The sequence below is a fragment of the Ruegeria sp. ANG10 genome, assembly GCF_040705255.1.
Classification (GTDB): domain Bacteria; phylum Pseudomonadota; class Alphaproteobacteria; order Rhodobacterales; family Rhodobacteraceae; genus Ruegeria.
On record NZ_JBFCVU010000001.1, the window covers coordinates 311,573 to 330,680 of the forward strand.

16 protein-coding genes are annotated in these 19,108 nt (G+C 57.4%); 9 read left to right on the top strand and 7 right to left on the bottom strand.

What is annotated here, in order from left to right; translation table 11 throughout:
- Positions 1–253 precede the first annotated feature (253 nt).
- The 5 genes from AB1A64_RS01510 to AB1A64_RS01530 form a co-directional block, all read right to left on the bottom strand.
- On the bottom strand, positions 254–2,059 hold the full coding sequence (locus AB1A64_RS01510) for an ABC transporter ATP-binding protein (protein WP_366549776.1): 1,806 nt from the start codon (positions 2,057–2,059) through the stop codon (positions 254–256).
- Between the two features lies 1 nt (position 2,060).
- On the bottom strand, positions 2,061–2,990 hold the full coding sequence (locus AB1A64_RS01515) for an ABC transporter permease subunit (RefSeq protein ID WP_366549777.1): 930 nt from the start codon (positions 2,988–2,990) through the stop codon (positions 2,061–2,063).
- 10 nt (positions 2,991–3,000) lie between these two features.
- Positions 3,001–3,924: an oligopeptide ABC transporter permease OppB gene (gene oppB, locus AB1A64_RS01520; RefSeq protein ID WP_366549778.1), complete on the bottom strand. Its 924-nt coding sequence runs from the start codon at positions 3,922–3,924 to the stop codon at positions 3,001–3,003.
- A 66-nt stretch (positions 3,925–3,990) separates the two neighbouring features.
- Positions 3,991–5,619: a peptide ABC transporter substrate-binding protein gene (locus AB1A64_RS01525; protein ID WP_366549779.1), complete on the bottom strand. Its 1,629-nt coding sequence runs from the start codon at positions 5,617–5,619 to the stop codon at positions 3,991–3,993.
- Between the two features lie 391 nt (positions 5,620–6,010).
- A complete protein-coding gene (locus tag AB1A64_RS01530; RefSeq protein ID WP_366549780.1) occupies positions 6,011–7,246 on the bottom strand; it encodes a lytic murein transglycosylase in 1,236 nt (411 codons plus the stop codon).
- A gap of 185 nt (positions 7,247–7,431) precedes the next feature.
- On the opposite strand from AB1A64_RS01530, the gene AB1A64_RS01535 reads away from it, so the two are divergent.
- From AB1A64_RS01535 to AB1A64_RS01560, 6 genes are read left to right on the top strand one after another with little or no spacing between them, the layout of a single operon-like run.
- Positions 7,432–8,382 (top strand): cytochrome ubiquinol oxidase subunit II, encoded by a 951-nt coding sequence (locus AB1A64_RS01535; protein WP_366549781.1) that lies wholly within the window; start codon positions 7,432–7,434, stop codon positions 8,380–8,382.
- Complete coding sequence (locus tag AB1A64_RS01540; RefSeq protein WP_366549782.1) at positions 8,379–10,463, top strand: cbb3-type cytochrome c oxidase subunit I; 2,085 nt, start codon at positions 8,379–8,381, stop codon at positions 10,461–10,463. The genes AB1A64_RS01535 and AB1A64_RS01540 overlap by 4 nt, the downstream gene beginning before the upstream one ends.
- The gene (locus AB1A64_RS01545; protein ID WP_366549783.1) at positions 10,460–11,092 is read left to right on the top strand and encodes a cytochrome c oxidase subunit 3; all 633 of its coding nucleotides are present in this window, start codon (positions 10,460–10,462) and stop codon (positions 11,090–11,092) included. The genes AB1A64_RS01540 and AB1A64_RS01545 overlap by 4 nt, the downstream gene beginning before the upstream one ends.
- Entirely contained in the window at positions 11,085–11,411 is a 327-nt protein-coding gene (locus tag AB1A64_RS01550) for a cytochrome C oxidase subunit IV family protein (protein ID WP_366549784.1), read from the top strand. Before AB1A64_RS01545 ends, AB1A64_RS01550 begins: the two co-directional genes overlap by 8 nt.
- A 22-nt stretch (positions 11,412–11,433) precedes the next feature.
- Positions 11,434–12,417: an HlyD family secretion protein gene (locus tag AB1A64_RS01555; RefSeq protein ID WP_366549785.1), complete on the top strand. Its 984-nt coding sequence runs from the start codon at positions 11,434–11,436 to the stop codon at positions 12,415–12,417.
- Positions 12,414–13,937, top strand: a complete 1,524-nt coding sequence (locus AB1A64_RS01560; RefSeq protein WP_366549786.1) for a DHA2 family efflux MFS transporter permease subunit — start codon at positions 12,414–12,416, stop codon at positions 13,935–13,937. The genes AB1A64_RS01555 and AB1A64_RS01560 overlap by 4 nt, the downstream gene beginning before the upstream one ends.
- Here AB1A64_RS01560 and AB1A64_RS01565 read toward each other — a convergent pair.
- Together AB1A64_RS01565 and AB1A64_RS01570 are read right to left on the bottom strand one after the other, a co-directional pair.
- Positions 13,934–14,296, bottom strand: a complete 363-nt coding sequence (locus AB1A64_RS01565; RefSeq protein WP_366549787.1) for a CrcB family protein — start codon at positions 14,294–14,296, stop codon at positions 13,934–13,936. The genes AB1A64_RS01560 and AB1A64_RS01565 overlap by 4 nt on opposite strands.
- The gene (locus AB1A64_RS01570; protein WP_366549788.1) at positions 14,293–14,700 is read right to left on the bottom strand and encodes a CrcB family protein; all 408 of its coding nucleotides are present in this window, start codon (positions 14,698–14,700) and stop codon (positions 14,293–14,295) included. The genes AB1A64_RS01565 and AB1A64_RS01570 overlap by 4 nt, the downstream gene beginning before the upstream one ends.
- Positions 14,701–14,897: 197 nt before the next feature.
- Between AB1A64_RS01570 and AB1A64_RS01575 the strand changes: the two genes are divergently transcribed.
- The 3 genes from AB1A64_RS01575 to AB1A64_RS01585 all read left to right on the top strand — a co-directional run bounded on the left by AB1A64_RS01575 (position 14,898) and on the right by AB1A64_RS01585 (position 19,062).
- The gene (locus AB1A64_RS01575) at positions 14,898–16,478 is read left to right on the top strand and encodes an FMN-binding glutamate synthase family protein (protein WP_366549789.1); all 1,581 of its coding nucleotides are present in this window, start codon (positions 14,898–14,900) and stop codon (positions 16,476–16,478) included.
- A gap of 62 nt (positions 16,479–16,540) precedes the next feature.
- Positions 16,541–17,080, top strand: a complete 540-nt coding sequence (locus tag AB1A64_RS01580) for a sigma-70 family RNA polymerase sigma factor (protein WP_366549790.1) — start codon at positions 16,541–16,543, stop codon at positions 17,078–17,080.
- Positions 17,077–19,062, top strand: coding sequence for a VWA domain-containing protein (locus AB1A64_RS01585; protein ID WP_366549791.1), 1,986 nt, complete (start codon positions 17,077–17,079; stop codon positions 19,060–19,062). The genes AB1A64_RS01580 and AB1A64_RS01585 overlap by 4 nt, the downstream gene beginning before the upstream one ends.
- Positions 19,063–19,108: the final 46 nt, after the last annotated feature.

Here is a 19,108-nt window from a genome sequence, read left to right on the forward strand (position 1 = left end):
TCTCTTAGGCGCTGTGGTCCGAACAATCAACAATCTGTAACAACCAACGTATCATTTGCAAAGGATGGTGCCACCCAGTGCGGTAGAAGTCAAAACGATCGGGATTTACCCTGCGCAACATTGCGGATTTCTGCCCTTATCTGCAGCAGAAACGGATATCTGCCTGCCATAGATCCGCCTTGCCGACAGTTGCCGTAGTCACTGGGCCTAATGCAAACCCCGAAGCCGCGTGAACGGCTTCGGGGCGGCAGGATCAGGCCCCTTTCATGATGATTTCCAGCGGGTCGTGTTCGGCCACGAAATGTTCCGGCGTTACCTCGCTCAGTTGCGGCACATAATCGGTCTGACCTGCGGCCAACCGGCTGGGAAGAAACCGCAATGCGGCTTTGGGATCCATGGGTGAGGGCAGTTCACCAGGCAGCTTCAACCGCTGACGGCTGCGTTCCACATCCGGGTCTGGAATTGGAACCGCCGAGATTAGGGATTTCGTGTAAGGGTGGATCGGATCGGAACAGATCACCTCTCCATCCCCCAGCTCGACTATTCGGCCCAGATACAGAACCATGATCCGGTTCGAGACCGCACGCACCACAGACAGGTCGTGGCTGATGAAGATCATCGACAGGCCGAATTCTTGTTGCAGTTCACGCAACAATTCCACGATTTGCGCTTGAATGGACACATCCAGCGCTGAAACCGCCTCATCACAGATGATCAACTTGGGTTTATTGATCATCGCCCGTGCAATGCCGACCCGCTGGTTTTGCCCGCCGGACAGCTCATGCGGATAACGGTTGATCATGTTGGCCTTCAGACCAACCCGTTCCATCATGTCGGCGACCATTTCCTTTCGTTCCCGATCCGTCAGATCGGGACGATAGGTCTTGAGCGGTTCCGCGATCGAGGCCGAGATCGTCATCCGCGGGTCGAGGCTGGCCAGCGGGTCCTGAAACACGATCTGCAAATCCTTGCGGTATTTGTTTAGCTCGGCCCGTTTCAGTCCGACAATTGGGTGACCCAGCCAGCTGACATTACCGCCGCTGGGTTCGATCAGTTGCAGAACCGCCCTGGCCAACGTGGATTTGCCACAGCCAGATTCGCCCACAACACCCAGGGTTTCACCCTTGCGGATGTCAAAACTGACGCCATCCACCGCCTTCAATGGCACCTTGCGTCCGAATATGCCGCCCGGAACGTGAATCGGGAAATGGACCTTGACGTCATCGACTTTCAGCAGCGGGTCTTCGACTTTGTCCAATGCCTTCGGCGCGTCGCCAGCGTCGATCCGTGGCATCGCCTCTAACAGGGTACGGGTATATTCGTGCTGTGGCGCGCGGAAGATTTCGCGCGTGTCTCCGGCTTCGACAAACTGACCCAGGCGCATGACCTGAATGCGGTCGCACATCCGCGCCACGACGCCCATGTCATGGGTAATCAACGCAATCGCGGTGCCTTCGTCCTTTTGCAGGCGCACCATCAGGTCCAGAATGTCGGCCTGCACGGTGACGTCCAGTGCCGTGGTCGGCTCATCCGCGATCAGCAGCTTGGGATTGCACAGCATCGACATGGCAATCATTACGCGTTGACGCATACCGCCCGACAATTCGTGCGGGTATTGGTCCAGCCGCCGTTTGGCTTCGGGGATGCGGACGCGATCGAGCCACTCCAGGCAGCGGGCCCGTGCAGCGGATCCTTGCAGCCCTTCGTGGACTTGCAGAACTTCGCGCATTTGCTGGCCGATCCGCAGATGCGGGGTCAGTGCAGTCAGCGGGTCCTGAAAGATCATGCCAACATCGTCGCCGCGGATCTTGTTCAGCTTGTTGATGGGCAGGTTCAGGATTTCCTGACCGTTCAGCATAGCGGATCCCATGGCCCGCCCGGCAGGTGGCAACAATCCCATCGCGGCCATGAAGGTCTGGCTTTTGCCCGACCCGCTTTCGCCCACGATGCCAAGGCATTCGCCCGGATTGATGTCGAAGCTGATGCCTTTGACGGCCTCGACCACACCGTCGGGTGTATTGAATTGGACGCTCAGGTCCTTAATGGAAAACAGGCTCATGTCAGCGATCCTTCGGGTCCAGAGCGTCGCGCAAACCATCGCCGATGAAGAACATCGAGATGATGATGGCGACATAGATTGTCAGCGGGTACATCAACTGCCACAGGGTACCGTAAGCCATGGTTCCCGCACCTTCGGCGATCAGACGGCCCAGCGACGTATAGGGCTCCGAAATGCCCAACCCAAGGAACGAGATGAAGCTCTCCATCAGTATCATTTCCGGCACCAACAACGAGGCATAGACAATCACTACACCCAGCAGGTTGGGCAGAATATGGCGATACATGATGGTGAACTCGCTGACACCAGCAGCGCGGGCGGCCTCGATGAACTCGCGGTTTTTCAGGGTCAGGGTTTGCCCCCGAACGATCCGTGCCATAGTCAGCCAGCCCACTGCGCCAAGCGCGATGAACAACATGAAGAACGACCGCCCCGCCACGACCAGCAGCAGGATAACGATCAAAGTGGCCGGGATCGCCAGCAAGATATCGACGAAACGCATCATGACGCCGTCGGTGCGCCCGCCGATATATCCGGCGGCGATACCGTAGCAGGTGCCGACGATCAGTGCGGTTGCCGCCCCGATCAATCCGACCAGCAGCGATGTCGTAGTGGCCTGAATGACGCGGCTGTAAAGGTCGCGTCCCAGATCGTCGACGCCGAAATAGTGCCCGGTTTCGATAGAAGGCATTCCCATGCCGGCTACGTCACCCATGACGTTCCAGTCAATTTCCTCGTTGCTCCACACGGCGAAATACGGGCCGATTATTGTGAACAGGACGATCAGCCCCAGTATCAACACGCTGGCCATCGCGGCCTTGTTGCGGACGAACCGCATTCGTGCGTCCTGCCATAGCGAACGCCCCTGAATGACCGTGTAGTCGGTTACGTCTCCGGCCAGTTGAGCGGCTTTTTTTGATTTTCCAAGCATTGCCAGCCCCTCAGTACCGGATTTTTGGATCGAACCAGGCATAAGCCAGGTCGGTCAGCAAGTTCACGACAACAGTCAGCGCCCCGTAAAGGATCGTGACCCCCAACAGCACCGCATAATCCCGTGACAGGGCAGAGCCGACATAGGCCTGACCCAGACCCCCGGTCGAGAAATAGATGTCGACAAAGACCGAACCGGTCAGCACATAGACAAAGACCGGCCCCAGATAGGACACCACGGGCAGAAGCGTCGGCTTCAGCGCATGACGCCAGATTACGGTTCTGGTCGGCAGGCCCTTGGCCCGTGCGGTGCGGATGAAGTTCGAGTTCAGAACCTCAAGCATGGACGACCGGGTGATCCGCGCAATCGACCCCATGTATGAAGTCGCCAGCGCAATGACCGGCATGATCAGATATTGCCACTGACCACCATTCCAGCCACCGCCGGGCAGCAACCCCAGCCACAGGGTGAAAGTCAGGATCAGGATCGGGCCCATGATGAAGTTCGGCAGCGCCTGCGCGGCAATGCCCAGACCCACGGCAAAATAGTCGATCCAGCTATTGTGCTTGATTGCGGCGGCGATCCCCAGACCCACACCGGCGGTGGTAGCAACCAGGAACGACAGCGACCCATAGGTCAGCGAGATTGGAAAACCCTGCGCGATGATGTCGTTCACATCGCGGTCCTTGAACTTGAAGGACGGGCCGAAATCGAAATGCACGACGATGTTGTAGAGGTAGTCCCACAACTGCTTCCACAGCGGTTGATCCAGCCCATAGCGGGCTTCGATATTGGCCAGAACCGCCGGCGGCAGAGGCCGCTCCGAGGTAAAGGGCCCACCGGGCGCGAAGTGCATCAGAAAGAAACAGGCGACGATCAGCAACAGGATCGTCGGTATGGCAACCAGTAGTCGCCGCAGGCTATAGGCAAGCATTTCATGCCCCCATGTTTATTGGCCCTGCCCCGGTTGCATCCGGGACAGGGCGAGGTTCAAAGACGATTACTCGGCGCGTTTGTAGAGGTTCTTCGAGTACCAGTTCTGCTCGACATTGTTGATCGGCCAGTTCCCGACATCGGTGTCCATCATGTAAACGCCAGCATAGTGGTAGATCGGGATCACAGGCGTTTCCTGTGCGATGATCCGTTCAACTTCTGTATACAGAGGCGCCGGATCATCCGACGTTTTGGCTTCGGCCAGCAGCTCGTCAACGCGGGCATTGTTGTACTTGCCGTCGTTATAACCCGACTGCGATTGCAGCAGATCCAGGAAGGTGGAGGCTTCGTTATAGTCGCCACACCATGCGCCACGGGCCAGATCGAAGTTCTGGTTGCCACGCTCTTCCAGGAACACTTTCCATTCCATGTTGGCCAGCTCGACATTCACGCCCAGCTTCTGCTTCCACATCTGGCTCAGCGCCACGGCGACCTTTTTATGGTCTTCGTTGGTGTTGTAGACCATCTCAAAGCTCAGCGGATTGTCGGGGCCGTAACCGGCACCAGCCAGCAGTTCCTTAGCCAGTTCATCCCGCTCGGGCTGAGTCATCGAGGCCATTTCGACCTCGGGGACCGTGAATCCAGCGGTCGCTTCGGGTGCGAAAGTGTAAGCCTGTGGCTGGCCACCAGCCATGACCTTCTCGGTGATGATCTCGCGATCAACGGCCAGCGACAGCGCTTGACGGACATTGGGGTCCTTGAAGGCTTCGGGGCCGTCTTCTGTCAGGTTGAATGTGTAATAGTAGTTACACAGGCGCGGGAAGCTGATGGCTTGATCCGGGTGTTCCTGGCTCATGCGGGGAAACTGCCCTGCGGGAACTTCGGTGCGGTCCAGTTCGCCAGCCAGATAGCGGGTCAAAGCGACGTTTTCATCGTTAATGACCAGCGTCACGACTTTGTCCAAGATCGTGTTTTCATTGTCCCAATACATCTCGTTACGCTCACGAACCGAGCGTTCCTGCGGCAAATGTTCGGTCCAGATATAGGCTCCGTTCGAGACGATGTTTTCCGGCCGGGTCCAGGCGTCGCCGTGTTCTTCGATCACTTTCTGCGGGGCCGGGAAAGTGGTTGAGTGTGTGGTCATCTGCGGGAAATAGGGCAAGGGCGCGCTCAGGGTGACTTCCAGAGTGTGATCGTCGATGGCTTTGACGCCTAACTCGTCAATGGGCTTGTTCCCTGCAATAATTTCAGCAGCATTCTCGATCGACATCAGCTCCATGAACCAGGCATAGGGCGAGGACAGGGCGGGATCGACAGCGCGTTTCCAGGCGTAAACAAAATCACCTGCTGTCACCGGGTCGCCATTCGACCACTTGGCGTTGTCGCGCAGGGTAAAGGTATAAACGTCTTTGGTGTCATTGGTGGTATAGCCGGTGGCGACGCCCGGAACCAGATTGCCGTCTTCGTCCTGATTCATCAGACCTTCGAACAGGTCACGGGTAATTTCAGCGCCATAGGTATCCTCAACAACCTGCGGATCGACCGAGCTGTGTTCGTCGCCAAGGCGGTAGATGAAGGTCTGGTCATCCGCCAGCGTCTCACCGGTTGTGGGATGGGTGCCCGCAGCAAAGGCGGCACCGGTAATCATGGTCGAGGTCAATAGCCCCGCCAGAGATGTACGAATATACTTGTTCATGTTTTTCTACTCCCGTTTTTAGGGGTCCGGCACGCGCATCCTTTCAGGATGGGTGCAGGCCACCATGTTTGTCCGACCCTGAACAAGACCGGGACGGGTTCGAATTTTGCTTTTTCAGAGCGCAAGGAACACCGCGTCGCAGTCTTTCGGTTTGCAGTCGGGAACGTGTTTGCGAAAGTCGCCTTTCACTGCCGGTGAAGGTGGCATTATTTCAAATCGGGATAAAGATGGTGCCCACAATTTAAGCAACTACAGGTGGATCGTGAACGAAATGGGCGTAGGTTGGGAAATTTAATAATGAAACTTCATCGTTTCTTGACATTTTCGTGAAGGTCACCCCGCAAACTTGACGCCAAGGAAGCTCGAAACACATCAAATTCGCAGCGAATCGCTACTTCGACAGAGTGGATTTCATGCTGGTTTCGGGGAAGCAGGTCGGACTGCGTCCCGCAGTCTGTTGCCAGCGTCCAATCGAGCGGCGCGTCTTGAACCCCGGCAATCCATCCGCACCACCGACATCATGGCCCTGACTTTCCAGCGCCCGTTGCATGGCCGCGATATCTGACCGGTACAAGGTATCGATCTTGCCCCAGCGGGCTTTGAAGTCGCCAACGCCATATTGAATGCGGTCTCCGACGTGGCCCACGAACAGAGCGTAGAGATCGCTTTTGTTGTAATCCTTGAGAACGTAGAAATTCGGCGTGACGATAAAGGCGGGTCCCTTGCGTCCGGCGGGCATCATCAGAAACCCCTCACCCGACAGTTCGTGTGGTGGAAATGGCTTGCCAGATACACGGGTGATCCCCATCGCGGCCCAGTCCTGAATAGGTCGGCCCTGATCCGGCCCTTCCAGTGCACAGGTTATCTGGGTCGGAACCGTGACCTCGAACCCCCAGTCGCGCCCGGTGACCCAGCCATGTTGCGACAGGAAATGCCCGATGGAGGCGATTGTATCTTCGGCCGAGCCCCAGATATCGGACCGCCCGTCGCCATTGCCATCCGCGGCAAAGGTCAGGAAGTTTGAGGGCATGAATTGTGGTTGACCCAACGCGCCCGCCCAGCTGCTTTTCAACGTGCCCGTTGGGGCGTGGCCTGCTTCGGTAATTTTCAGAGCGGCGATCAACTCGTCGGTGAAATAGGCGGACCGGGTGCTCATGAACCCTTTTGTCCCCAACACCTGAAAGGCATCGTGGCGGATGGGCACTTGGCCATACCCGCTCTCTCGGCCCCAAATGGCCAGGATGATCCGTCCGGGAACCCCGGTTTCTGCCTCGACCTGTGCAAGAGTTCCGGCGTGGCGCCGGGCCATCTGCCGCCCCGTTGCAGTTGCACCCTGAACGGAACCTGCATTGAAGTATCGGCCAGGTGATCCAAATTCAGCCTGTTTTTGCTGTTTGGGTGTCTGAGTAGAACTGCCCGGCGGCACCAGATCGGGCAACTTCCAGTTGAGCGTTACCCCGTCAAAGGCCCGCTGCATGGTTGCGCGCGAAACTCCTTGGGCCTTGGCACGCGGCCAGACCGTATCCTGCAGCCATGCTTGAAACTGGCGTTCCACCGCCGCGCGATCCTGTGCGGTTGCACTTGTCGTAAGGCACCAAAGGCTGAGGGCGAGAATAATCCAACGCATCACCAAAATGTCTCACCCGACTGCGATGCCAAGTCAACCGCATCATCGAAGGCGATTTGCACGATCCTAATGCTGTGGTTGTTCAGGCAGGGTGTGAAACAATCGACGTTTTGGAAAAAACCTTGAGAAAATCTGTGACTCTGTCGATAGTTGGCCGAAACGAAGGCTTAAGAGGACGATCAGGCGTGGCCTTACTCAAACCTTCAGCAATGGCACTGGTGATCGCGGTTGTTGTGACCTCGGCACAGATGGCGTGGGCAAGCAACAGCTTTATGGACCCGCAAGGCCCTATTGCGGCGGTTCAAAAAACCCACCTGCTGCGGGCGACTGTTCTGATCATGATAGCCGTGTTGCCGGTTTTGGTATTGGTGCCGCTGATCGCCTTGCGGTACCGGCGGCGCAAGGGCAGCGCGGCAGAGTACCGGCCCAAATGGGATTTCTCGGCCAAGCTGGAATTCGCCATGTGGGGCGTGCCGGTCGTGATTGTGGCGCTGCTGTCGTTTTACCTGTGGAAAGCCACCCACCGGCTGGACCCTTATGCCGCACCGTTCGGTGAAACACCCGCGGTGAACGTGCAGGTTGTTGGCCTCGATTGGAAATGGCTGTTTATCTACCCCGACCTTGGTATCGCCACCGTCGGAGAGTTCGGCATTCCTGTCAAACAGCAGGTTGCGATGACGTTGACGACGGATACGGTGATGCAGTCCTTTATGATCCCAGCCCTGGCAGGGCAGATCTATGCGATGCCGGGGATGACGACCCAGCTGCATCTGGTGGCCGACACGCCCGAGACGATGCAGGGCGAAAACACGCAATATAATGGGCGGGGTTTTACCAAACAGAAGTTTCTGACTCAGGCGATGCAGCCGGAAGACTTCAACGCCTGGGTCGAAAGCGTCCGCACCCATGGCATCCCTCTGACCGAAGACATTTATCGAACACTGGCCATGCGCACGGACCGGGATGAGGTGCAGGCAGCATTGGGGACCCCACTGATGCCACTCAACGCGCTGTATTTTACGTTGGAGGACGGTGATCTATTCCGGTCTATTCTGCACCGCTATCACGGTGGTCAACCGCTGCCACGTGATCAACAACCGGGAACCGCTGAATATGGGCAAGAGGGCGCGCAATGACCGAAACAGGATTCTTTGGCCGCCTGAACTGGGATGCCTTCCCGATCACAGGTTTGATCCAAAACCCTAACGCAAACGAAATTGTAGCCAACGCGGCGGCGGCCGTGGTGATCGTAGGCGTTATTGTTGTGGTGGGGTCGCTGACATGGTTCCGCCAGTGGGGGCCCTTGTGGCGCGACTGGCTGACCAGCGCCGATCACAAGAAAATCGGCATCATGTACATCGTCTTTGCCATCGTCATGCTGGCGCGCGGCGTGCTTGAAGGCGTTGTCATGCGCGCCCAACAAGCAACCGGGCCGGGCGATGGTTTCCTTGAGGCCGAACACTTTGCCGAGCTGTTCAGCACCCATGGCACGATCATGGTGTTCTTTGTCGCCGTGCCCTTTGTCTTTGGGCTCGCGAATTACCTTATCCCACTGATGATAGGTGCGCGGGATGTGGCCTTTCCGGTAATGAACCAGATCAGTCTGGGCCTGACCGTCTCGGCGGGCATGATGCTGATGGTGTCGCTAGTGGTGGGCAATTTCTCGACCGGCGGGTGGACAGCCTATCCGCCCTATACCGGCGCTGCCTTTAACCCTGGGGTGGGGCCGGATTACTGGATATGGGCCATTGTCGTCTCGGGTATCGGCACCACTCTGACGGGGATTAATTTTGCGGTGACGATCTATAAGCTGCGGGCGCCGGGGATGAAGTTCATGCGGCTGCCGATGTATTGCTGGACAATCATCAGCAGCTCGATCCTGATCATCTTTGCCATGCCGCCGCTTGGCGTGGCCGCGCTGATGTTGGCGGCGGATCGGTATCTGGATTTCCATTTTTTCACCAACGACCTTGGCGGCAACATGATGAACTATGCCAACCTGTTTTGGCTGTTCGGCCACCCCGAGGTCTATCTGCTGGTGCTGCCCGCTTATGGCATCTATTCCGAAGTTTTCGCCACCTTCTCGGCCAAACGGCTTTACGGCTACAACTCGCTGGTGATTGCCACAATGTGCATCGCGGTGCTGTCTTTTACCGTCTGGCTGCACCATTTCTTCACTATGGGCCAAAGCGCGCTGATTAATGCAGTGTTCGGTATTGCCACCATGCTGATCGCCATTCCAACCGGGGTGAAGGTCTATGACTGGATGGCGACTTTGTACCGGGGCCGAATCCGGTTTTCGGTGCCGATGCTGTACGGCCTGTCCTTTCTGATGCTGTTTGTGATTGGAGGGTTGTCTGGTGTAATCCTTGCCAATCCAACGGTTGACTATCAGGTGCATAACACTCTGTTCCTTGTGGCGCATTTCCACAATGTTCTGTTGCCGGGCGTGCTGTTCGGTCTGCTGGCGGGATACAATTATTGGTTCCCCAAAGCTTTCGGGTTCAGGCTGAACGAGCATTGGGGCCGCATCACGGTGGTGCTGTGGACAGTCGGGTTCATGCTGACTTTCCTGCCGCTTTATTTCGTTGGCCTCATGGGGATGCCGCGCCGGTCGTTCAGTTGGGAAGACCCCAGTTTCCACCCCTACATGATCATCGCCGTCATCGGCGCGCTGGTGATCCTGTCGGCGCTGTTGGCGGTGGTCGTGCAATTGTGGGTTAGTATCCGCGACCGCGAAAAAACCCGCGTACCGGTTGGAGATCCTTGGGATGCACGCACGCTGGAATGGTCGATTCCGTCGCCGCCGCCGCCATACAATTTTGCCGTCATCCCGCAGGTGACGGATCGGGATAACTTTGCCGCCGCAAAGGAACGGGGTGTGGCCTATCCGACACCTGATGAGTACGAAGATATCTCGATGCCGCGCAACACCGGCATCGGGTTCATCCTGTGTGTGCTGAGCGGTGTCTGGATGTTCGCACTAGTCTGGTGGATCTGGTGGCTGGCCGCATTGGTAACTGCGCTGATGTTGTTGTCTTTCATCCTGTGGACCTTCCGGCTGGACACCGAAGAGGTCATCCCCGCTGAAGAGGTTCGCATACAACACGAAGCCTGGTTGGATTTGGTCCGCAGCGCAACGCCAGTGGATCGCGATCATGAAATCGCTCCGGAAAATCGCGGCCTTGCCCGCCCTGACCTGGAGGCAGTGACATGAAGCGCGCACCGACGCACAGCTATCCGGGGCTGAACCTCGGGCGGCGGCATGCCAGCGCGGACCAGGCCGCCGAGGTCGTTACATTTGGCTTCTGGGTCTTTCTGATGAGCGATCTGGTCTATTTCGGCCTGATGTTCGCCATCTACATCACCATGATCGATGCACAGGCTGGCGGGCCCGGCCCGCACGAGCTGTTCGATCTAAGAAGCATCTTTGCACAGACCCTGATCCTGTTGACCAGCAGTCTGACCGTCGGGCTGGCAATGCTGGCGCTGAAATACAACCTGCCCAGGTGGCGGATCGTGTTCTGGTTCTGCGTGACGCTGGTTCTGGGGCTCAGCTTTCTGGTGTTGGAAATCCGCGACTTCATCGCGATGACCGAAAAAGGCGGTGTCCCTCAACGCAGCGGGTTCCTTTCGGCCTTCTACGGTCTGGTGCCGCTGCATGGGTTGCACGTGGCTGCGGGGTGTCTGTGGCTGATTGTTTTAGGTATCCAGCTACGCCTGTTTGGCCTGACCGATCTGTTGATGTCGCGTGTGGTTCGGTTGGCGTTGTTCTGGCACTTCCTCGACCTGATCTGGATCGGGATCATCACCATCGTTTACTTCGGAGGGCTCTCCTATGGATAAGCGCAGCGAGATGCACCGGCGCGAGCGTCGGCGGTACGTCATCGGGTATGGCGGCTCGCTTTTGCTGACAGGTGCGGTGTTCATGATAGCTTATAAATACGGCATCGAGACCAAAGGGGTTTACCTTTCAATCGCTCTGCTGGGGTTGGCGCAACTGATCGTGCAACTGGTCTATTTCCTGCATATCGACCGCCGCCGCAGCAGCCGCGAAGACCTGGATTTGATCCTTTTCTCTACGCTGGTGCTGCTGATCATCATCCTTGGAACTGTTTGGATCATGGGCAATCTGGCGGTTCGGATGCACACCTATCCGATGTAGCGAATTGTATAAGGTCTGACGCATGAAATCGATTAAAGTCGTCGCCGTTGCCGCCATGCTGATTACCATCGCCGTTGGTCTGTTGCTGTATTGGCGCCATGAGGAACGGTACCCGTCGACAAAAGACGCCTATGTCGGTGCGAATATCATCAACGTGGCGGCGCAGGTAACCGGGCAGGTTGCTGAAGTGCCGATCAATGACAATCAGCCGATCAAGGCAGGGGATCTGCTGTTCACCATCGACGATAAACAATTCAAGGCAACCGTCGATCAGGCGCAGGCCGATTTGGACAGAGCCATACAGCAGGTTCAAACGTTTTCGACCCAGATCGCAGCGGCTAAGGCAACGGTCGATTCCGCTCAGTCCGCCTTCAACACGGCCAACAACAATTTTGAACGCAACAAAGCGCTTTTTGCGGACGGAGATGTGGCGCAGGTCACTTTGGACCAGGCAACGACAGAATTCGCGCAGGCCTCGGCCCGGTTGACCGCCAGCCAGTCCAGTCTGTTGGCCCTGCAAAGCGGTGTGGCCGCAAAGCAGGATGACGTTCTGTCTGCCCGCGCACAGCTTGAGATCGCGCAGGCGGATCTGGGATGGACCAAGGTTTATGCAACGGCGGATGGCTGGATCGCCAACCTGACCTTGCGGCCGGGTTCGGCGGTGGCCGCCAATGCGCCGCAGTTTTCGATTGTGGAGTCGTCAGAGTGGTGGGTGGATGCGAATTTCAAGGAAACCGCGCTGCCACGTATTCGTCCGGGTCAACCGGTTACCGTTCAGATCGACATGCTGCCGGGGGTTACGCTGACAGGCAAGGTCGCCTCGATCGGGCGCGGCTCGGGGGATACTTTCTCGCTCTTGCCGTCTGAGAATGCCAGCGGCAATTGGGTCAAGGTCACCCGCCGCTTTGCGGTGCGCGTGGAGCTTGACCCGACCGATGCGCCGCTGCGTGTGGGCGGCAGCAGCAAAGTGACAGTGGACACGACCGTCGATCAGGCAGAAAAATGACGGGATCGGCGGCCAGCCGCGTCAATCCGGTGATTGTGATAGCCGTTGTTCTCAGCGCTATACTCGAGGTGTTGGACAGCACCACTGTCAATGTGGCGCTGCCCCATATTCAGGCCGCTTTTGGGGCCACGACCGATCAGGCAACGTGGATTTTGACCAGCTATATCGTCTCGGCGGTCGTGGTCATGCCGCTGACCGGGTTTGTTGCCCGCCGGGTCGGGCGGCGGCGGCTGATCTTGACCGCCATCACGGGTTTTACCACCATGTCCGTCATGTGCGGCCTGTCGTGGAGCCTTGAGACAATCGTTTTCTTCCGACTGGCGCAGGGCATGTTCGGCGCATTCCTGATCCCGTTGTCGCAATCCATCCTGTTTGATGCCTATCCCCGCGAAAAACGCGGGCAGGCGATGGCTGTTTTTGGTCTGGGCGTCGTGGTTGCCCCCGTCTTGGGGCCGACAGTCGGGGCCATCCTGACCGAGTATTTCTCGTGGCGGATGGTATTTTTCGTCAACCTGCCGGTGGCGGCCATGGCCCTGCTGCTGCTGGCCGGAGAGCTGCCGGATGACGAAACCGAAGAGGTCAAGATCGATTGGATGGGTCTGGCCTTGCTGGCCATCGGCATTGGATGCCTACAGTACATACTGGACCAGGGGGAAACCAAGGATTGGTTGACTTCTCGTGTGATACAGGTGGCGCTGATCGCGTCGGTTCTGGGTGCGTTCGGGTTTGTTGTTCACGCGCTCAGCGCGAAACGCCCGGTCGTTGATCTGCGCCTTTTCGCGGACCGGAATTTTGCCCTGTGCAATCTGGTGATCGCAGGGTTTGCGATCTCGCTGTTCGGAGGCATCGCGATCCTGCCAACGTTCGTGCAGAACCTGCTGGACTATCCGGTCATCGCCTCAGGCCATTTGTTCATTCCGCGGGGCATTACGGCGGGTCTGTCCATGGTGGTGACTGGTGCTGTGCTGGTGCATCGTTTTGATCCGCGTGTTCTGGCCGGGTTGGGCATGACGTTGACGGCGGTAAGCAACTTCATGATGGGTGCGCTGAATATGAATGCGGGGTTTTGGGAGCTGGCCTGGCCGGGTGCCGTCAGCGGTCTGGGTATGGGGTTGGTCTTTGTGCCCATGTCGATTCTGGCGTTCGAGAGTATTTCGAAAGCCCGGCAGGACGAAGCGTCTGGTCTGTTCAACGTAACCCGTCAGTTGGGCTCGTCGGTTGGAATCTCACTTGTTGGTACATGGGTGGTGCGCGGGTTGCAGACGAATACTGCTGTGCTTGGCCAGAATGTGACACCCTACAATCCGGCAGCGCAGGCTTATCTGCAACCGTTTGGCCTGACGCCCGACAGTGCGCAAGGCGCTGCCATACTGGGGCAAGCGATCAGCCAGCAGGCTGAACTGATCTCATATCTGACCGTGTTCAATAACCTCGGCTTGCTGGCCCTGGCGACGATCCCTTTGCTGTTTTTCTGCCGCGCTCCTAAACCCGGCACGCAAACTGCTGTTCCCGCGCACTAGTGCGTCAGGAACAATCCCAACAACAGGGCAAGCCAACACAAGATCAGGCTAAGTAGAATATTCCCCGCCGCCAGCGCTATCGTGCGTTGCCGCCGTAATTCCAGCGACTGATAGGCAAAGCTTGAGAAAGTGGTGAACCCACCACAAAACCCGAAAACCAGCCGTCTTTCTTCCTCCCCCAAATCAACCGGCCCACCCAGGTAACCGATCCACAGACCCAGAAGCAGGCTGCCCAGAATATTCACAATCAGCGTTGCAAACGGCAGGTCGTGGCGAACCCGCAGGGTGACCCAATGGCGCAGCACTGCGCCCAGACCGCCGCCCAGCCCGAACATGGCGTGCAGGTACAGCTCAGTCATTTTGCTGACCTCTGCCCTAGGAGACGCCGTCCGATAGCCTCACCCAGAATGGCTGCCGCAAGGCCAACCGCTATTTCCAGACCAGCAGCCGAAATAGCGCCCCAAAGATGCGTTGCCGCCATACGTTCCAGTTCAGCCACAAATGAGGAAAACGTAGACAGACCTCCGCAAAACCCGACGGCGCCTAGATGCAATACATGCGCATGCACGCGATGCCGCACTGCATAAAGCCAACCGAGTATGAAGCAGGCCACAATATTGATCCCAAACGTGGCCGTCAGAATCGGAGCGCCGGGGATCTGGGCCGAGAGCGCCTCGCGCAGCAACGACCCCGCAGCGCCCCCTACGAAAACGGCAGCGAACATGATGGCCGTGGTCCGGACGGCGGGTCGGGTCTGTGTCACGGCCTGGATTCCTGCCCAATTTCACCTTTGTTTTGGCATACCTATTGGGGCAATGGGGATCAACCGTGGCCCTGTATTCCGCATGTTTCGTAATCTAACCTGATCGTGTGATGTTTGGTTCAAACGCTTGCAATCAAAAGCCGAATTGATCCACGCTTGCCATTAGCCGGTTTGGCAACACCTTGGGAGAGCGCAAAATGATTGTACGTCAACTCTATTACTTCCTCAGCTACGTGTGTTTGCCGCTGACTGTGTTGTGGGGGCTGTACTGGCCACCGGCGCATTGGCTACTGGTCCTGTTGATCCCCTACGCAGTGGTTGGCCTATATGACATGCTGACCACAAAGCATAACGTTTTGAACAATTATCCGGTTCTGGGGCATTTCCGGTACATGCTGGAATTCGTCAGCCCGGAAATCCGCCAATACTTTGTCGAAACCAACGAAAGCGGGCGCCCCTTTAACCGTATCATCCGCAGCCTGGTCTATTCCCGCGCCAAAGGGCAGATGGATACACAGGCCTTTGGCACACAATTCGACATCATGAACGTTGGGTATCACCGGGCCAACCATTCACTTGCACCCAAAGAGGTGGCCGAAAGTGAGGAACGGGTCATGCTGGGCGGATCCCAGTGTACCAAGCCCTATAATGCGTCGCGTCTGAACGTATCCGCCATGAGTTTTGGCGCACTCAGCGCCAATGCGATCCGGGCATTAAATGGCGGTGCCAAGGATGGCGGGTTTGCGCATAACACGGGCGAGGGTGGGCTGTCCCCGCACCATCTGGCCGAGGGCGGGGATATCATCTGGCAGATCGGCACGGGCTATTTTGGATGCCGTACACTCGAAGGTACGTTCGATAAGGATAAATTCGCTGAAAAAGCCCAAAAAGGTGTGGTCAAGGCGATAGAAATCAAACTGTCGCAGGGCGCGAAACCTTCCCATGGCGGGGTTCTGCCTGCGGCTAAGGTGGATAAGGAAATCGCCGAAATCCGCCACGTACCCGAGCATCAGGACGTCATATCTCCTCCCATCCATTCGGCCTTTGAAGGCCCGACGGGTTTGATGCATTTCGTTCAGCACCTGCGTGAATTGTCAGGCGGCAAGCCCGTCGGTTTCAAGCTGTGCATTGGTCGTCCTTCCGAGTTCATGGCGATCTGCAAGGCGATGTTGGAAACGGGTATTTTGCCCGACTTTATTACCATTGATGGTGCCGAAGGGGGCACCGGCGCGGCTCCGGTTGAATTCACCAACCGCCTCGGCATGCCCCTGAACGAGGCGTTGATCTTTGTTAACAACTGCCTGCGTGGTGCCGGTTTGCGCGACAAGATGCGGATCATTTGCTCGGGTAAGGTGGCCACGGGTTATGACATGGTCGAGAAATTTGCGCTTGGGGCTGATATGTGCAACGCGGCGCGGGCGATGATGTTTGCGGTGGGTTGCATACAGGCGTTGCATTGCAATACGAACCGTTGCCCGTCTGGCGTGGCCACACAGGACCCGATCCGGGGACGGGCAGTGAACGTGCCGCAAAAACGCGTTCGGGTGCAGCGCTTTCATGACGCCACGCTGGAAAGCTTTCGTGAGCTTTTGGGAGCTATGGGTAAAGAAAAAGTCTCTGACTTGCACCCAAGCGATATCCGCTGTCGTAACGCGGATGAACACGAACGTTCTTATGCCGAAATGTACACTCTGATCGATGAAGGCGCCTTGCTGAACGATACGCCCCCCGAAGCCTTTGCTGCGGATTGGAAAATGGCATCGGCAAGTCATTTTTGATTTTTTTTCGACCCGCCGCCAAGGATTGACCTTTCCGGTCCGTCTTACTCATCGTGATGCGTATGACAACTTCGGATGAGGATCTGGCCAAAGCTGCCGCAAAGGGCGACGCGGATGCGTTCGCTGCCCTACTTGCGCGCCATTACGATCGGATTTTCCGTCTGGCCTTTCGTTTGTGCGGGCGCGGTGATCAGGCCGAGGATCTGACACAGGATATCTGCGCCGCCTTACCAACCAAGATTGTTGGGTTTCGGGCGCAGGCCAAATTCACCACTTGGCTGTACCGTGTTGTCGTCAACGCCGCCGAAGACGCGCGCCGTCGGCAAGCCAGTCACAGCCGTGCTGCGGTCGGGTGGGGCGATGTCGAGCAGATGCGTCGGGCCGAAGCGTCGGAAACTTCCGAAGCCTTAGATTGGTTGCAGCGTGCCATGCACGCGTTACCGCAAGAATTGCAGGACACATTAGCCCTGACGCTTGAGGACGAGATGACTCATGCCCAAGCGGCGCAAGTGCTGGGCGTGTCCGAAGGCACGGTGTCCTGGCGCATGTCGGATATCCGCAAACGCTTGCGCGCCTTGCGGCAAGAGGAGCTGGCTCAATGACAGACGATCTTGAAGATTTCAAAACCTTGATGAATGCCGCCACCCCCGCGCCGGATGCGCAGCGTCGGGTGGAAAATCTGCAGCAGGCGCAGAAAAGTTTCGCCTGCGCCCAAGGATTGCAGTCTGGCGCGCGTCCGACTGTCAAGCGAGGCCCAATAGCCCGCCTGACAGAAGGAGCGAAGTCCATGTTGAATGTCCTGACGCATCGCGGTGCTTTGACCGCAACAACCGTAATCGCCGCAGTGGCCTTGGTGGTGATCCTGCCACAGACGCGGGATTACATGTTGAATCCATTCCCACTACCGAACGATGAACGCGTTGAATCCCGGACCAAAACAGAAGAGGCGGATCAAGACAGTGAATTGTCTTTCGCCGTTCCCGACAGCGCGGTTTCAGAACCCGTGGTCGAAGCGCCTGTTGTGATGGAGGACTCGATCGCGCCTCGATCGCGTCCCAATGCATCGAGTAAAATACAAACCGGTGGCCTGGGTGTGACAAGTGAGAGCTATTCCAGTTCGGGATTAATTGGAGGTACCCAACGCTTGGTGCCGTCGCCGGACCAACGCGCTGTTGTTCTGGCGCCTGAACAAAATACCGAAGATTTTGCCAACGCCGACACCAACCCATTGAAGGTCACTACGGAAGATCCCGTGTCGACTTTCTCGATTGATGTCGATACGGCGTCATATTCGATTGTCCGGTCGTCGCTGATGCGCGGTCTGTTGCCGCCGAAAGATGCGGTGCGGGTCGAAGAAATGGTGAATTACTTCCCATACAGCTATCCCGCGCCCGAAGGTGATGTGCCGTTCCGGCCTTCGATTTCGGTGACCCCAACACCCTGGAACGAAGGCACGCAGCTGGTCCATATCGGCATTCAGGGTGCGCTTCCGCAAATCGAAGATCGCCCGCCGCTGAACCTGGTCTTTCTGATCGATACGTCAGGTTCGATGCAAAATGCCGACAAGCTGCCCCTGCTGAAACAATCCTTCCGCCTGATGCTGTCGGAATTGCGGCCGGAAGATCAGGTGTCAATTGTCACTTACGCAGGCAGCGCCGGCCAAGTGCTGGAGCCGACGGCGGCGTCAGAATGGTCCAAAATCTTGAACGCGCTGGATCAGTTGGAGGCCGGGGGGTCGACCGCCGGGCAGGCCGGGTTGCAACAGGCCTATCAGGTGGCGGAAAGCATGGCTGGGGATGGCGAGGTTACCCGCGTCATCTTGGCCACGGATGGTGATTTCAATGTTGGCCTGTCCGACCCGGACGCTTTGAAGAATTTTATCGCCGGAAAACGCGACAGTGGCACGTTCCTGAGCGTCCTGGGCTTTGGTCGGGGCAATCTGGACGATGCGACCATGCAGGCCCTGGCGCAGAACGGGAACGGGCAGGCGGCTTATATCGATACATTAAGCGAGGCACGCAAAGTTCTGGTCGATCAGCTGACCGGTGCGCTGTTTCCGATTGCCAATGACGTCAAAATACAGGTCGAATTCAACCCTGCGCAGATCGCGGAATACCGTCTGATCGGGTACGAAACCCGTGCTCTGCGGCGCGAAGATTTCGCTAACGATAAGGTGGACGCGGGCGATATCGGGGCCGGCCACACGGTGACTGCGATTTACGAAGTGACACCTGTGGGGTCGGACGCCATCCGAAATGGTCCCTTGCGCTATGCGGAACAGGCGGTGTCCGAGGGGTCGGACGAGATCGGGTTCTTCAAACTGCGGTACAAAACTCCGGGGGCTGCGGAAAGCCAGTTGATCCAGCACCCAATCCTGCCGGGGCAGAGGGCCGTGACCGAAGATGTGGAATTCTCATACGCCATTGCGGGCTTCGGCCAGTTGTTGCGCGGCGGGGAATATTTGGGCTCGTGGTCCTATGCGGATGCGATTGCGCTTGCAAATGAGGCAAAGGGTGAGGACTCGTTCGGGTATCGTGCCGAAGCCATCACATTGATGCGTTTGGCCCAGACACTTTCCCAATGACACTTGCATGCGGGCGCAGACATTTGAAGGCACCCGTTTTCCTGAC